Annotated in this window: 13 protein-coding genes; 5 read left to right on the top strand and 8 right to left on the bottom strand. The window is 65.1% G+C overall.

Going from position 1 to position 15,442, the window contains the following annotated elements; genetic code table 11:
* Positions 1-124: 124 nt before the first annotated feature.
* Positions 125-1,099 carry a glycosyltransferase family A protein gene (locus EDM04_RS05265; RefSeq protein ID WP_123620098.1) on the bottom strand — a complete coding sequence of 325 codons (975 nt, stop codon included), beginning with the start codon at positions 1,097-1,099 and terminating at the stop codon, positions 125-127.
* A 40-nt stretch (positions 1,100-1,139) separates the two neighbouring features.
* Positions 1,140-1,355 (bottom strand): hypothetical protein, encoded by a 216-nt coding sequence (locus EDM04_RS05260; protein ID WP_123620097.1) that lies wholly within the window; start codon positions 1,353-1,355, stop codon positions 1,140-1,142.
* 561 nt (positions 1,356-1,916) lie between these two features.
* On the opposite strand from EDM04_RS05260, the gene EDM04_RS05255 reads away from it, so the two are divergent.
* Positions 1,917-2,993, top strand: coding sequence for a glycosyltransferase family 2 protein (locus EDM04_RS05255; RefSeq protein WP_123620096.1), 1,077 nt, complete (start codon positions 1,917-1,919; stop codon positions 2,991-2,993).
* Between the two features lie 249 nt (positions 2,994-3,242).
* Positions 3,243-4,754, top strand: coding sequence for a lipopolysaccharide biosynthesis protein (locus tag EDM04_RS05250; RefSeq protein ID WP_123620095.1), 1,512 nt, complete (start codon positions 3,243-3,245; stop codon positions 4,752-4,754).
* Positions 4,755-4,918: 164 nt separating this feature from the next.
* Here the strand turns inward: EDM04_RS05250 and EDM04_RS05245 are convergent, their stop codons facing one another.
* Positions 4,919-6,184 (bottom strand): nucleotide sugar dehydrogenase, encoded by a 1,266-nt coding sequence (locus tag EDM04_RS05245; RefSeq protein ID WP_241154853.1) that lies wholly within the window; start codon positions 6,182-6,184, stop codon positions 4,919-4,921.
* Between the two features lie 332 nt (positions 6,185-6,516).
* The gene (locus EDM04_RS05240) at positions 6,517-7,551 is read right to left on the bottom strand and encodes a DUF354 domain-containing protein (RefSeq protein WP_123620093.1); all 1,035 of its coding nucleotides are present in this window, start codon (positions 7,549-7,551) and stop codon (positions 6,517-6,519) included.
* A gap of 401 nt (positions 7,552-7,952) precedes the next feature.
* Between EDM04_RS05240 and EDM04_RS05235 the strand changes: the two genes are divergently transcribed.
* Positions 7,953-8,936 (top strand): DUF1616 domain-containing protein, encoded by a 984-nt coding sequence (locus EDM04_RS05235; RefSeq protein WP_164471088.1) that lies wholly within the window; start codon positions 7,953-7,955, stop codon positions 8,934-8,936.
* Positions 8,937-8,957: 21 nt separating this feature from the next.
* On the opposite strand, the gene EDM04_RS05230 is transcribed toward EDM04_RS05235, so the two are convergent.
* From EDM04_RS05230 to EDM04_RS05220, 3 genes are all read right to left on the bottom strand, one after another.
* Positions 8,958-10,874, bottom strand: a complete 1,917-nt coding sequence (locus tag EDM04_RS05230; protein WP_123620091.1) for a hypothetical protein — start codon at positions 10,872-10,874, stop codon at positions 8,958-8,960.
* Between the two features lie 93 nt (positions 10,875-10,967).
* Entirely contained in the window at positions 10,968-11,948 is a 981-nt protein-coding gene (locus EDM04_RS05225; RefSeq protein ID WP_123620090.1) for a glycosyltransferase, read from the bottom strand.
* A 407-nt stretch (positions 11,949-12,355) separates the two neighbouring features.
* On the bottom strand, positions 12,356-13,534 hold the full coding sequence (locus EDM04_RS05220) for a CapA family protein (protein WP_123620089.1): 1,179 nt from the start codon (positions 13,532-13,534) through the stop codon (positions 12,356-12,358).
* Between the two features lie 128 nt (positions 13,535-13,662).
* On the opposite strand from EDM04_RS05220, the gene EDM04_RS05215 reads away from it, so the two are divergent.
* Together EDM04_RS05215 and EDM04_RS05210 are read left to right on the top strand one after the other, a co-directional pair.
* The gene (locus tag EDM04_RS05215; protein WP_123620088.1) at positions 13,663-13,971 is read left to right on the top strand and encodes an AbrB/MazE/SpoVT family DNA-binding domain-containing protein; all 309 of its coding nucleotides are present in this window, start codon (positions 13,663-13,665) and stop codon (positions 13,969-13,971) included.
* Positions 13,949-14,401: a PIN domain-containing protein gene (locus EDM04_RS05210; RefSeq protein WP_123620087.1), complete on the top strand. Its 453-nt coding sequence runs from the start codon at positions 13,949-13,951 to the stop codon at positions 14,399-14,401. Before EDM04_RS05215 ends, EDM04_RS05210 begins: the two co-directional genes overlap by 23 nt.
* A gap of 96 nt (positions 14,402-14,497) precedes the next feature.
* Here EDM04_RS05210 and EDM04_RS05205 read toward each other — a convergent pair whose 3' ends face one another.
* A complete protein-coding gene (locus tag EDM04_RS05205) occupies positions 14,498-15,442 on the bottom strand; it encodes a DUF368 domain-containing protein (RefSeq protein WP_123620086.1) in 945 nt (314 codons plus the stop codon).

The raw sequence follows: 15,442 nt of genomic DNA, 5'->3' as shown, positions 1-15,442 counted from the left end.
TGAACCGTCTCATCTCGAACCGACAGCTCCGAATCTACTACCTCTCGGTTGAGCGAGATACCGTCGGTGACACTGTTATCGATGTCTTCCCCCCGTCGATCCAGCGTACGCAGGGTCTGTAGTCTTATCCGCTCGTTCCGAACGGGGTGTTGCGGACGTCTCGAAGCGTCGATTTAAGCGATCTCGCGTAGGTGAAAAATCGCTCGTTGCTGACGAGCAGTAAATAGCCATACAGTTTCCAGTACGTCGGATCGTATCGGATCGACGAGAGGACATGCCGACGGGCGGCTCGGGCCTGTCCACTCGAGATCGCTGATAAAGCGAGCGAAAGCGTCTGGGTGGCGAGAAAGCGCCGCTCGACGGTCTTCCCGAATTCAGCCGCGAGCGGTCGGTGTTTCTCCACCAAGCGGGGATAGGCCACGTCGCGTTTGCCGTGGTAGTCGTTCCCGATCTGCTCGTGGGATCCGCGCCGGTGGACTGCGAGCGGTTCCGTGATCGGTTCGTACCGGCAGCGTCGTGACAGGCGGATGTTGAGGTCGCGGTCCTGCCACCCCGGCAACTCCTCGTCGAGGTATCCGATCTCTTCGAGGAGGCCCTTCCGAACCATGAGTCGGGTGAACGAGCCTACTGACGCGCCACACAGCAAGTCCCGGGTGATAGAGCCGTGGAGCTTTCGATGTGACGTACCGATCGTTGCTTCGGTCTCGTCGACGATTTCGAGACTAGTGTAGACGACCCCCGTGTCCGGCCCAGCTTTGTTGAACGCCTGTATCTGCCGAGCTATTTTGGTTCGTCGCCATCGGTCGTCGTCATCGAGGAAGGCGATGAACTCGCCGTCGGCCGCTCGGATGCCGGTGTTTCGCGCCGAGTTCGCCCCCTGGTTTTCCTCGTGGCGGAGAAATCGAACATCGTGAAGGCCACTCAGGTCCGTTTCTGTGAATCGTGTCTCGACGGGATCGGGCGAGCAGTCGTCGACTACCACCAGTTCGAGCGGGTCGTAGGTCTGGTCGACGACGGATCTGACTGCGTCATCCAGAAACTCCGGACGGCCGTAAGTCGGGATCACCGCGGTGACCAGTGGGCCGGACTCCGATGCCATTGATTGTACTGTGGACTTCTCGTAATTTGTTACCCTCTGCTTACGCGTACCCCGAACGAGCGTCTGGTGTCGTTCCGGGGCGCGCCTGTTTCCGGACAGCGTAGGCGATCCCCGTGGGCGGCCGGGACAACGCCCGTTCGTACACCTCGTGGTCGTCCTCTATCACCCGTTCCGGGCTCAGATGTCGGACCCGTTCGCGGCCGTCCGTCGGTTCGCCGGGTTCGAGCACGGCGATCGGCGCGGCGAAGACGGCCACGACAGCACCATCCGGAACTGTCGAATCGAGACGGAGTCGGGCGACGGAATCCAGATAGGATCGGTGAGTGGTATCGAGCCGGCTACGACGGAGAGCGCTGTCCCGAACAAACACATCGCCGTCGATGGGGCCGCTCGGCCCTCGCACTTCCGTACGCAGTCGAGCTAGAGTGGGTCGCTGGCGCCGCCGAGAGCGCTTCAGTTCGGTTACGAGCGGCTTACGGCCCCCTCGAAACCTCTCGAACGCGTCGCCATCGCCGAGCGACGCCGACATAGAGGCGATCGGAACGACGGATGGCGCCACCAGGAGTTCATTTCTTCGGAGACATCCGGGGGCTCTCCCCCGATCCCACCGTGATCGTCCCGGTCGAGACATAACGCATCAGAATAGGTGAATAACATACTCATAACGATACCCCCCCACTCGGTTATTCCAGTCCGAGAAGAGATGAGACCAGACCGATTCACCGCGGTCCGCTGATGGCGGCCGAACGAGAGGGAGCCGGAGCCCAACGCCGAGCCGCGAGCGGTCAGCGTCTGCCGATCGCAACGAGGAGATAGCATGTACGAGTCCCATTCCGTCGGCGTCATCATCCCGGCATACAACGAGGCGGAGTTCGTCGGCGACGTCATCCGCGACGTCCCGGAGTACGTCGATCGCGTGTACGTCGTCGAAGACTGTTCGGACGACGAGACGCCGGAAGCGATCCGCACCGCGGCGAAGGCCGACGCGGCGAACGCGTCGCCCGCCGCCGACCGGCGCGACAACGACCTCCCGGACATCGGCGAGTTGCGTCTCGAGAGCGACGCGCTCGCCGAGAAGGTAGAGGAGTTCTACGCCATCGGACGAACCGTCGCGATCCACCACGAGGAGAATCTCGGTGCGGGCGGTGCGATAAAGACCGGGTACCAGTTCGCTCTGGAGGACGATACCGACGTCGTCGCGACGATCGACGCCGACGGACAGATGGACCCCGCTCAGCTCTCGCGGTTCCTCGATCCGATCGTCGCCGGGGACGCCGACTACACGAAAGGGGACAGACTGTCGAACGAGGACCACAGCCGCGGCATGCCCCGGTTCAGACTGTTCGGGAACCACGTACTGACGTTCCTGACGCGAGTGGCGAGCGGCTACTGGCAGGTCACCGATCCGCAGAACGGGTACACCGCGGTCCGAACCGACGTTCTCGAACGCGTCTCCGTCGAGGAGATGTACGAGTACTACGGCTACCTGAACGACCTGCTCGTGCGGCTCAACATCGCCGGTGCGGACATCGTCGACGTTCCGCTTCCGGCGGTGTACGACGACGAGGACAGTCACATCCGGTACGAGGAGTACATCGTCAACGTCTCTCAGATGCTGTTACGGAACTTCCTGTGGCGGCTCCGGGTCAAGTACCCTCCCACGAAGGGCCATCCGATAGGGTTGCTAGCGGCTTTCGCGGGCGCTACCGCGACGGCCGGTACGGCCCGGCTTCTTCGCCCGTTTACGGCTCATCGGACCGACGACGAATCGAGGGGCACGGTCGGCGCGATAGCGATGTATGCCCTCACGGCGTCGTCAGTGCTGCTCGTCTTGGCCTTCGATCGCGCCGTCCAGACGGAAGCGGACGGTTATCACGACGCGTCTCGCGGATGATCCCGCGGACGCGGAGTTCGTTCGGCGCGGTGTCCCGGCGATCGCGGACGGTGAGTGCGGCGTCGTCGCCGACTGGTCCCGTCGGGACAGGGGACGCTCGGACGATCGAGAGCTCCCTACGCGACCCGGATATTAGGAGAGCAATTACATAGTGCTGAACGACGCTCATTCCGTTACAATGGGACGTTGGAGCCTACCGATCATCGAAGTATTACCGGACGGTCCGACATCTCGTTCGGAACGGATCCAATGAATCTACTCGAACGACTTCTCGCTCGGATCAAGGGGCTGAAACCGGAAGGGACGGTCGTCGAACGGACCGTGAAAAGCGCGGGGTGGCTGATGGGACAGAACGTCGTCGGCAGAGTGCTCCAGTTGGGAATGCTCGCGGTCCTGGCTCGGCTCGTCGGCCCGGCCGAGCTCGGCCTCGTCGGGATCGCGCTGTTGACGCTGAGCGCGACCAAGAAGTTCACCAACATCGGGTTGAACAAAGCGCTCATCCAGAAGACCGAGGAGAACGTCGACAGCCACCTCAACACGACGTGGATGCTGGAGATGGGTCGAGGCGTCCTCATCGCCGCCCTCCTCTTCGCGATCGCCGGGCCCGTCGGGGAGCGGTTCTTCGGGGAACCCCGAGCGGTCGACATAATCCGCGTCATCGGGCTCTCGCCGCTCCTCCTCGGGTTCCGGAACCCCGGAATCGTTTACTTCCAGAAGAACCTCGAGTTCCACAAACAGTTCGCCTACAAGATCGGCGGAGATTCCGCCCAGTTCCTCGTCGGCGTCGGATACGCACTGGTCAACCCGACCGCGTGGGCGTTCGTCTTCGGGTTTCTCGCGGCGGACGTCGTCAAGTTGATCCTCTCGTACGTGATCCACGAATACCGGCCGTTCCCGTCGTTCGATCTCGACGTCGCCAGGGAACTCATCGGCTACGGGAAGTGGCTCACGGGCTCGTCGATCCTCTTTTTCATCTACAGCGAGGGCGACGACGCGTTCGTCGGGTGGTTTCTCACGCCGACGGCGCTGGCGTACTACCAGTACACCTACCGGTTCTCCAACGCCCCGGCGACCGAACTGTCACAGGTGATCACGAGCGTCATGCTTCCGGCGTACTCGAAGCTACAGACTGACGAGGAGGAGCTCCGGCGAGCGTTTCTGAAGACGCTCCGCGTCACCGCGCTCGTCTCCTTTCCGTCCGCGATCGGCATCGCCGCCGTCGCACCCGACTTCGTCGTGGCGGCCTTCGGCGAGGAGTGGGCACCGGCCATACCGGCCATGCAAGTCCTCGCGTTCTACGGGCTCTTCCGCGCGCTCGGGAAGACGTTCGGTCCGATCTGGGAGGCCATCGGCCGTCCGGACTACGTGACGAAACTGTCCGCGCTCCGCGTGGCGCTTATCGCCGTCTTCATCTACCCGTTGACCAACGCGTTCGGGATCGTCGGGACGGCGCTCACCGTGACCGGCCTCTACGTCTTCCCGATGATGCCGCTCGACATCTACGTGATGTCCCGTTCCATCGACCTCCCGATGCGCGAAATCTACTACGAGTTCGTTTACCCGTTCATCGCGAGCGCTGCGATGGGTCTCACCGTCTGGTACCTCGGAACGGTCTCCCCGTTCGGCTCGGTGGTGAATCTCGTGATCCTCGTCCCGATGGGCGTCGTCGCGTTCGCCGCGGTGGCGTTGGGTCTCGAACTGGTGACGAACTGGACCGTCAGGGACAATTTCGAACAGATCTACCGGAACCTCACGGCGTGAGCCCGGCGGCCCGTCGACATCCTCACCGCCCTGACGGACGAGGATTCCCCGAAGGGGATAGTACCGACGAGAACGCGCCGCTACGGTCCGGCTCGTTCTTCGACGACACCGGCCGCGGCGCGAACGGGAGAAAAGCGACGGCGCGGATCGGCGGTGGGACTACCTCACAGCTGCTTGTAGACGAATCCGTTACGCTCGGCGTCCTCGGCGTCGAACGCGTCTTCGATGTCGACGAAGAGCGGAGCCTCGTTCATCTCCGAACGGGCGTCTTCGAGGGACAGGGACCGGAACTCGTCGTGACCCGTCGCCAGGATCACTCCGTCGACGCCGTCGAACGAAAGCCCCTCCAAGATGGGAATGTCGAACTCGGACCGCAACACTTCGTCGTCGACCTGCGGATCGTATCCGGCGATCGAGATGTCGTACCGTTGCAGCTCCGAGACGAGGTCGTCCACCTTCGTGTTTCGGACGTCGTCCACGTTGGCCTTGTACGAGAGACCGAGAATCAGCAGCCGGCTCTCTTTCGGAACTTTCCCGCAGTCGTTGAGCCCGCGAATCGTCAGTTCCGAGACGAACTCCGTCATGAACTCGTTCATATCGCGGGCCGTGTTGACGACCTGCGGGGAGAACCCCGCGACCTCGGAGCTGTGAGCGTAGTGCGCGGGATCGACCGGGATGCAGTGACCGCCGACGAGCCCCGGGGAGTACTCGTGGAAGTTCCACTTCGTCCCGGCGGCCTCGAGTACGTCGTCGGTGTTCATTCCCAGGTGATCGCAGGCGACCGCCAGTTCGTTTACGAGGGCGATGTTCACGTCGCGCTGGACGTTCTCGAACACCTTCGTCATCTCGGCCACCTCGATGCTGGGCGCGGTGTGAACGCCGACGTCGGTGACGTCGCTGTACAACCGCCTGACGCGTTCCCTCACCTCCTCGTTCTGCCCGCTGACGACTTTCACGACGTCTCTCATGCCGCGGTTCTGGTCGCCCGGTGAGATGCGCTCCGGCGAGTATCCGACGTCGAACTCCTCGCCCGCGGTGAATCCCGACGCCCGTTCGAGCGCCGGAATCAGCACCTCGCGCGTCGCTCCCGGGAACACCGTCGACTCGAGGACGACCGTCGTCCCCGGGGAGAGGTTCTCGCCGACCGTCTCGCCCGCCGACTTCACGTAGTCGAGGTTCGGTCTCTCCCGATCGTCCGTCGGAGTCGGCACGGCGATGATGACGAACTCGGCGCCCGAGGCGAACCCGGGGTCCGTGGTGAAGTGGGCGTCGAGATCGGAGAGCTCCTGTCCGGAGACGACGTTCGAAGACGGGTTCCCGTTCCGCAATCGGTCGACGGTCGATTCGCTGATGTCGTACCCCACCACGTCCCAACCCGCCCTGTCGAACGCCACTGCCACCGAGAGCCCGACGTACCCGAGACCCGCCACACAGATCGTCCCGGTCGAGCGTTCGATGTCGACTTCCGATAGCGTCCTCGCTTCGTTTTGAGCCATTAATTGGCTGAACCGAGGCACCGACGACGTATTGTTATAGAGACGTGACACCGGAAACGTAGTGTTATCGGTCCATTAGGGGTTAGAGTGACCTATTCGGAAACAGACGGGCCTCTGACCGACGGTGAGTGACGGAACGCGGCTCAACCGGCTCCTCCGTTCATCTTACGGTTGCTCAGTTGGCGACGATCACGGACCGTAACGGGGCGACCAGCGCGTCGAGGAGAGGCCGACCGACGCGTCGAGGAGAGGCCGACCGACGCCGATCAGGTACGAGACGCCATCTCGCGGATCTGTTCGATGATGACGGACGTGGTGTCGACTTTGTCCTCGAGGAGCTCGTCGCGCCGTCGGCGCCACGTTTCGGGCGAGTAATCGTCGAGTATCGACACCGCCTTCGACAGCCCGCGCGACTGGCGGTCCTCGCCGTTGAACTGGAAGACGAGCCCGTACTCGTCGGCCAGCTCGTCGATGTACCCGAGGCGGAGCGGACTCACGAAGACCGCCGGCGTGCCGAGAACGGCCGATTCGGCCGCCATCGTCGAGCTCTCGCCGATAAACAGGTCCGCGTACCGCAGCACGTGGTGGATATCCTCGGGCGCCGTCGGCATCAGATAGTCGTCGAACCTGTCCGGGAGTTCGCCCTCGGACGTGACGATGACGCGGGTGCCCGTCGATTCGAGCCGCTCGATGACCGCCTCGAGCTCGTCGAGGCCGGCGCTGCCGATGTCGTGGAGGGCGTTCCACGCGACGAGGCGAAGCACCACGTACTTCTCGTCGGGGTCGACGTCCGTGTCGTCGAACACCGACGGATCGGGCGTGAACCGGTCGGGATGCAGGTACGCCAGCTCGTGGTACCCGGGATACCTTCGCTGCTTCTCCCCGAGGTCGTCTCGGTAGCAGTCGGGGGTGCAGATCCGATCGGCGAGCGGGAACGCGAGCATGTTCTGTATCGTCGCGCCCTCCGTGTCCGTGAATATCAGTCCCTTCGTCCCCAAAAGCGTCGAGACGTGCGAGACCCCCGGTTCGCCCATCCCGACGATGACGTCGGGATCGATCCGCCGACAGTCGCGGAGGAGACGCAGCTCGTAGAGCGTCTGTGCGACCGCGAGTCCCGCGAAGGACTCCGTTTCCGGCGCCAGTCGGTTGTACTCGATGCCGTACCCGTCGAGCAGGTCCGTCGCGACGTCGTTCTCTCTGACGAACACGAACGCGCTGTCGTCCGAGTCGACGAGCTCCCGAATCGAGTTCCGAAACAGGTGTACGTGTGCGGGATGCTGGATCGTGTAAGCGACGCGCATTCTCAAACACGCTCCTCGAGGATTCCGGCGTGGAGGCGGTGTACGCGACCGATCTCGGATCGATGTTTCGTGCTCATTTCACAATCGTGCCGTCTGTCGGATTGTGGAAGACGGCTATTGTTATGTATGCGTTAATTGATGGGACAGATAGCGACGCGATCCGCGGCGATACATCGCTTGTCCGGGCGTGCGCGCTGTCGAAACAGGACGTTCCTAATTATACGGCAGCGGTTACTACACCCGATACACACGCTCGCGGCGACCGTCTCGAACGAACCGCCGCGAGCCAACGACCTCATCGAAAACACGACTCACATGCGAGGACTCACACACGATCCGTTCACGGAGGGCGCGACGATGTCGCGGGAACGCAGCGACGTTCGACCTCGAGCGGTCAGCGGATGATTCGGAACATACCCGACGACGTCTGGGTCTCGCTGGTCGCGGTCGCCGTTCTCGTCGCCGCGGTCGGGCTCGAGCCGGGATCGAACGTCAGAGCCGCGGTCGCGCTCCCCCTCCTTCTGTTCCTGCCCGGGTACGCTCTCGTGACCGCCCTGTTCCCCGAGAACGACGGAAGCGCTCCGAGCGCTCTCGGCCGACGCGTTCCGGAGAACCTGACCACGTCCCTGATGGGCGAGAGCTCGGTCCGGCTCTCGCCCGCCGTTCGGTTCGCCCTTTCCGTGGGTGCCAGCGTCGCGCTGCTTCCGCTCTTGGGACTGGGTACGTCGGCCGTGACCGGCTCGATCACGGCCAGGACGGGGGCGATAACCGTCGCGCTCTTCGTCTGCGTCGCCACCGTCCTCGGGACGGTGCGCCGACTCCGAACGCCCGCGGGTGACCGCTACGCGCCGTCGATCGCGGGATGGGTGTCGGGCATGGGAGAGGGCCTCTCCGGGCGAACGCGGCGGGAATCGATACTCAACGCCGCCCTCGGCGCCTCCGTTCTGCTCGCCGTCCTCACCACCGGATTCGTTCTGACAGTCCCCAACGACGGGTCGTCCTACACGACCGCCGCCCTGTACGGGACGGAGGACGGGGAGCTCGTCGCGGGGAACCTCCCGGACGAGATGACCGTCGAACAGACCGAGGAGGTCGTCTTCGCCGTGGACAACCACCACGAGCGGAGCGTCGAGTACACGGTGGTCGCGAAGCTACAGCGACAGAGCGCGGACGGGACGGTGATCGCCGAACGACGGCTCGAAACGTTCAGCAGGACCGTCGCGGCGGGGGAGGAGTGGCGGCGTTCGCACGACCTCAGTCCGACGTTCATCGGTGAACGAGTCCGCGTCGTCTACCTCGTGTACGAGGGGGAGCCGCCGGAAACGCCGACGCGGTCGAACGCCGACGCCGAAGTGTACCATCGGCTGACCGTCACGGAGCAGTAACGTCGCTACGACCGCGTCCCGCTATCGAGTCGGCGACGGGACCGACAGCGCCGGCCGCTCGGGTCCGGAGACGGCGCCGCTGGGGCCTGCAGTCGCCGTTTCGTTCGCCGGTTCGATGTAGTAGAGGCGGAACCCCTCGTTGGAGACGAGTTTGCTCACGCCGGGGCGCTCGTCGAGACCCTCGAACCCGCTACCGGTGAACCGGAACTCGTTGTAGACGACGACTTCCCGGTCGTAATCGCGGTCCAGGACGACGAGATAGTGCGGATCGTCATAGTACGTCGACATATTCCCCCGGTTGAACACCCGCTCCGGAATCGGCTCGTCGGTTCGGTTGATGTCCATCCGCTCGCTCCCGTTGCGTCCGTACACCGCGTGGGCGTAGCGTCCCGTTCCGCCGCGGATCTTCGTGAAGACCACCTCGTCGCTCCGGTGGTCGATGGCGGTCTCGTACCCCGTCAGTTCCATCTCCGTGATGTGGGGCGACTCCTGATAGATATAGGGCGACTGATACACGGACGCGGCCGACAGAAGCAACATGACCGCGAGCAGGGGACCGGCGACCCCGACGACCGACCGGGCGGAGAACCGATCCGCGAGCGCTGTCACGCCGTCCGACAGCATGACCGCGCCCAGTATCGACGCGACCATCGCGAGGAGTCCGATCTGTCGGTAGTGCTGCGTCGTCACGCTCGACAGGAAGTACACCGCGAATATCGCCGTGAGGGCCGCGAACGATAGCGAGAGGTACTTGATAACGATTCGTTTGTCCACGTCTTTCCAGTCGACTCGGCCGACGTAACTGAGTAGCATCAACAGCCCGGCAATGACAAAGAACACGAGCGTCACGAGAAACAGTTTCACGAAGAGTTCCTCGATGCCGGCACCGATATCGCTCAGCGACCTCCCGCGCCGTTCGGCGCCGTCGACCGGAGAGTCGCTGGTTCCGGTGGCGAACTGGACGACTCGGTCGATGATGGTGCTCCCCGCTCCGGTCGCGCGTCCGTGTTGCGGCACCCACAGTCCGAAGAGGACGGCGAGGAAGACGGTAGGGAGGTACGCGAGCCGCTCCGCGGCGATGTCGTAGTCGCCGAGTCGGTCACCGAACCGCCGGTATATCGCCTGCACGACGGAGATGACCACGAACACGGCCAAGAGGTTCGCGGCCTGCTGCGGATGGACGAAGAGGATCGACGCCACGGCGACGTACAGGAGCACGCTCCACGAACTGGGAGACCACTGACGCACCCCGGCGTCGGCGGGCGTCCGGAGATATCGAAACGTCAGGAAGAGCACGAACGGGAAGAAGAGGATCGCCTGCGTCGTCGGATGCATCATCCGGAACACGCTCACGTTGTTGACGGGCAAGAAGAGGGCCGCGGCGTAGAGACCGAACGGGACCGCCCAGTCGCTGTCCGAGAGGTACCCGACGCAGAGCGGGAGAAACAGGAGGTACAACACGAAGTAGACGATGACGGTCAGCTGTCCCGCCCGCGGAAGCTGAACGCCGCCGACTTCGCCGAACAGGAGCGCGATGACGTGCGTCGCCGGATAGAGAATGTCGAAGGGCTGCAAGGCCCCGGTACTGAAGTCGCGAACCCACCCGAGGTGGGTCAGCGAGTCCGCCGGACCGAAGAACTGGTAGTTTCTGATGACGGGTATCGAGATGAAGGCGACGAACACGCCGACGGCGAGCAGGAGCGCTACTGTCCGCAGGCGCGGCGAGCGGTCGCGATCGAACGCGACGACCAGCGAGACGAGACAGCTCAGCGCCGTACAGACCCAGAAGGGGATCGGCGTCGAGGCGTACGGAGACAGCTCGTACCCCGAGGCCGGGTCGACGTACGCCGCGAGGAGCCCGACCGTGAGCAGTACGAACCCGAGGGTGAGGGCGACCTTCGATCGGGTGGCCTCCCGCCGGCGTTTCCTACGGGACATCCGAGTAGATCACATCTGAGAGACCGTCGCTGTCGGAGACGACTCGACCCATTTCTGGTGCGGTACTACCGCGGACCCACACTTTGTTACGCCCTAGTTACCGGCTCTCGGACCGCGTTCGTTCCGGCCGGTATCGGGACACTGCACGCCGACGGACTCGTAGACGTCGAGGATCCGTTCCCGCATGTCCGCGAGGCTCGTTACGTTCCCCGACTCCCGGCCGTCTGACCGTTCGCCGGCTTCGAGAACCGAAGCGAGAGCGTTCACGAGCTCTCGGTCGCTCTCGCAGACGCGCGAACGGGAGACGCCGTCGAGCCGTTCGGCGACGTCGCCGACGTCCGTGGAGACGACGGGGAGGTTACACGCGAGCGCCTCGCGGACGGCGTTGGGCGATCCCTCCCACTTCGACGTCATGAGGAACGCGTCCGCGGCGTTGACGTAGAGCGGGATCCGCTCGTGGGGAACGTCGTAGACGGGCCGTATCGTTACGTCCTCGTCCACCCGTTCGGCCGCCTCGTCGACGATCCGCTCGGCGCGCGGGAAGTCCTTGACCTCTCGGTCCGGATCGTACGGAAAGAGGACGTGTTTCGAATCGGCGCTCCAGCCCACTTCGCGTCTGGCCTCCGCCTGCGGGATCGGCTCGAACAGGTCGAAGTCGACGCCGTGCGGGATGACCGTCGCCTCCGCGTCCACCGCGTCGCCCATCTCGTCGGACATGACGATGACGGCGTCGGCCCACCGGACGGATCGGTCCGTGACCCAGCCGTACTCCCCGAAGACGTCGGTCCCCCAGAGGGAGACGACGACCGGTCGAACCGGTTGAGCGAGCGCGAACGGAAGCGTGAGCCCGAAGTTCGCGTGGACCAAGTCGTACTTCCCCGTCGCCAGCTTCGAGAGGACCCGCCCGTAGAACACCGCGTACTCGTGTCCCGATCGGCGCTCGTCCGCGGGCGGCACTCGAACGACGGTCGACGACACGCCGCTCCGCTCGAGCACCGCCACCTGCTGCCGGAAGAACGGTCGCGGCGTCGTCACGAGCTGTAAGACGTCGACCGTCTCCCCGTCGGAGCTCATCGGTCACGTCCGAGCGTTTTCGGAAGGGCCCACCGCCGAGCGTACGACGGCTCGGACCGGAGTCTCCGTTCGAGACGGTCCGTACCGCGTCGTCCCGCCGCCGAGCGGATCGTTCTCGAACCGATACGTGGAGACGGGTCGCCCTCGGTGAGACGCGCTCCCGAACTGTCGTCCATCTTCCCTCCCCGTTCTCATCCCGGCGGTATTGTTATGTGGAGACTGCACCGTCTGGGATGCACGCGACCCCCTCTCGGGTGAGGCGACGGCTGCTCGGGACCGACGCGGTCCCGGGACTGGGGCGTTAACAAGCTATTAACGCGGCGTGTTTCGCAATCTCCTCACTCATCCGATGCGTCTGGGGGTTTCGAGAAGCGTCGTCGGCGAGCGGTTCGAAGCCCGTCGTCGGATCACTCCTCGCCCAGCGGGAACGCCAACTGACCGTCGCTCCGCTCGACGTCGGTGTCGAACGCCGCGGAACGCTCTTCGAGGGTGTCCCGTACCCACTCGGCGACGTCGTCGTCCGCCAGCGTCGCCGCCTCGTCGGCGATCTCGATCGGCTCGACGATCAGTTCGTCGAGGTCGCCGTCGCGCACGACCAGCTCGAAGAGGGCGCTCCGCTTGTTGCGGACGCCCTCGCGGTCCCGATAGCTGATGTAGTCGTCGACGAAGTCCCCCGCGTCGTAGACGATCGGCCGCCCCTCGTACACCTCGACGCCCTGGAGGACGTGCGCGCTGTGACCGTGGACCGCGTCGACGCCCCGCTCGATCAGCCACCGACCGAACCGCTCGTGGACCGGCCGGGGCTCGGTCTCCCAGTTCGGCCCCCAGTGGAGCGACGCGACGACGAGGTCGGGATCGTGCGCCTCGGCGCGGTCGAGAATTCCCTCGACGAGCGAGCGCGTCGCGGACACGGAGGGATCGAGCGTCGCGAACGCGGTCCCGGGCTCGGATTCCGAGGCAGCGAACTCCGCGGACTGATCGGTGAGGCCGAACGCGGCGACGGTCAACTCGCCCGCCTCGAAGGTCGCGGGCTCGAGCGCGGCGTCGCGGTCGGTGCCGGCGCCGGCGTGCGCGATCCCCGCGTCGCTCAGGTGCGAGCCGGTGTCCCGGAGCGCGGGTTCGCCGTAGTCGAGGACGTGGTTGTTCGCGAGCGAGACGAACGATGCGCCCGCGGCCTCCAGCGCGGGCACCGCGAAGTCGGGATCCGACCGGAAGTAGTACCCCTTGTCCGGCCACTTGGTCCCGCGGTCGGAGACGCAACACTCCAGGTTTCCGACCAGGCCGTCGAGTCCCTGGAGGCGTGAGAGCGTCGAGCCCCAAACGTCTTCGGGACCGCCCTCCTCGTCCGCCCACCGATCGTTGACGCTCCGGCCCAACATGAGGTCGCCCACGAACCCGATCCGGGTCGCGTCGCCTTCCGTGTCGTCGCCTCCGTCATCCGCATTTGAGTCGCCGTCGTCCGAACCGGCGCCGTCGTCGGCCCCTTCGGGGCTCCCGTCGGCCGAGCGCGGCGGCGTGCCGGAACACCCGGCGAGTCCGACCAGTCCGGCGACGCCCGTTGTCAGCAGGGTTCGACGCGTTCGCATGCTCAGTCGTTCGGCGAGTGCCGATTTGAAGCCTGCGACCAGTCGCGGACCGAGCGATCTCACCTGATCGTACCCACATCGGCGCCGTCTTTTTGTATGATCGAATCGAAGTAATGATAGCGAATAGTATGAGCAAGACGGACTCTGAAAAAGTGGTGTCTGTGTCGTCGCGGGGGCAAGCGACCATCCCGAAGGAGTTCCGCGAGGAGTTAGGCATCGACACGCCCGGCCGCGCGAAGTTCGTTCGGACAGAGGAAGGTGACATCGTCGTTCGTCCCATCCGATCGGTTACAGACCTGCGTGGAGTCCTGGAAGGGAAAACCGACGAACGGGGGCGCTCGGCGACCGAGCGCCTCGAGGAGGAACGCACGGCGGACAAGGCCAGCGAAGCGGAGTTGCGGCAGCGCTACGCCGATGGCGACGAGGCTGACACATGACGGACCGGACCGGACCGGACTTCCCGACTCGATCGTCTTCGACGCCGAACCACTCATCGCCTATTTCTGCAACGAACCGGGGAGTGACACCGTCGAAACGTACGTCGACGCAGTCGAAGGCGCAGCTGACGGCTACATCTCGGCGATCAATCTCGCCGAGGTCCGCTACGTCGTCCGTGCGATCGACGGCGAGGAGCGCGCTGATGCCGTCGTCGACGTCCTCGAGGAAAGCGGTATCCGACGGGTCGACACCGAAGAAACGTGGCCACCAGCGGCCGACTTCAAATTCAGCTACTCGCCGGCGCTCGGCGATGCCTTCGCGCTCGGAACCGCAGCACACGTCGACGGGATGCTGCTCGTCGGTGCCGATGCTGATTACGACGACGTCACTGAGGTTCCGATCACTCGCTTCCGGACCGAACCAGCATAATGACGTAGGCGTTCCGGCCGTTGTGGGGCGGACGACGATCGATCGACAAAAATCTCGATGGAAGCGCGGGCGGCTCGAACGCGCCCGGCCGCGCAGTCAATACTCTATCGCCGCGGAGTACCGGTCGAGGACGAGCACGACCGCGGCGCCGCCGACCGCCGCGACCGCGAACCGCGGCGCCGCCGCCCGCCACGTCTCGCCGCTCTCGGCCAGCCGGATCGACACCTCCACGAGGGGCGCCCGGAGCGCGCCGACGATCAGGCTGACGAGGAACGCGAGCGTCGCGGCGCGGGCGCGGGCGAGCGCGTACTTCACGGCGTGAGCGATCGTGACCACGCCGACGACGCCCCCGACGAGGAACGTCGCGACCGGGGGCAACGTCTCGACGAGCGCGTCGGCCCCGTCGCCGAGCGCGGCCGCCGCGAGCCCGTCGACGAACCGGCTGACCGTCCCGGACATGTACTCGTACTGGCCGAGCACGATGAGCAGCAGCGAGCCGGACACGCCCGGGAGGATCATCGCGCTGACCGCGACCGCGCCGGCGACGAACACGACCGGTAGCGAGCTGGAGAGCGCGGTCGAGCCGTATCCCGACGCGAGGAAGGCGAGCGCGAACCCGCCGAGCGCCGCCGCCTTCCGACGCGGCGTGTCGAGTTCGACGTCCCCGAGGAGGACCGCCGCCGAGGCCGCGATCAGCCCGAAGAAGAAGCCGTACGTCGCGACCGGGCGCGTCGCGAGCAGGTGGTCGACCGCGCTCAACACGGCGACGACCGCGGTGCCGATCCCCGCGAGGAGCACGACCAGAAAGGCGCCGTCGACCTCGTGGAACGCGGCGCGCGCGTCGGGGATGTTAGCGGGACGGACGCCCGCGAGCACGCGCCGGATCCGCGCGGGGTCGACCGCGGTGACCGCCGCGATCAGCCGCTCGTAGATGCCGACGATCAGCGCGATGGTGCCGCCGGAGACGCCGGGGACCGCGTCCGCGCTCCCCATCGCGACGCCCTTCAGGTACAGCGTCACCCAGTCCCGGAGGCCGACCAT

Origin of the sequence: Halorubrum sp. CSM-61 (assembly GCF_003781945.1) — an archaeon.
GTDB lineage: Archaea > Halobacteriota > Halobacteria > Halobacteriales > Haloferacaceae > Halorubrum.
This window is presented reverse-complemented; position numbering and strand designations above follow the sequence as displayed.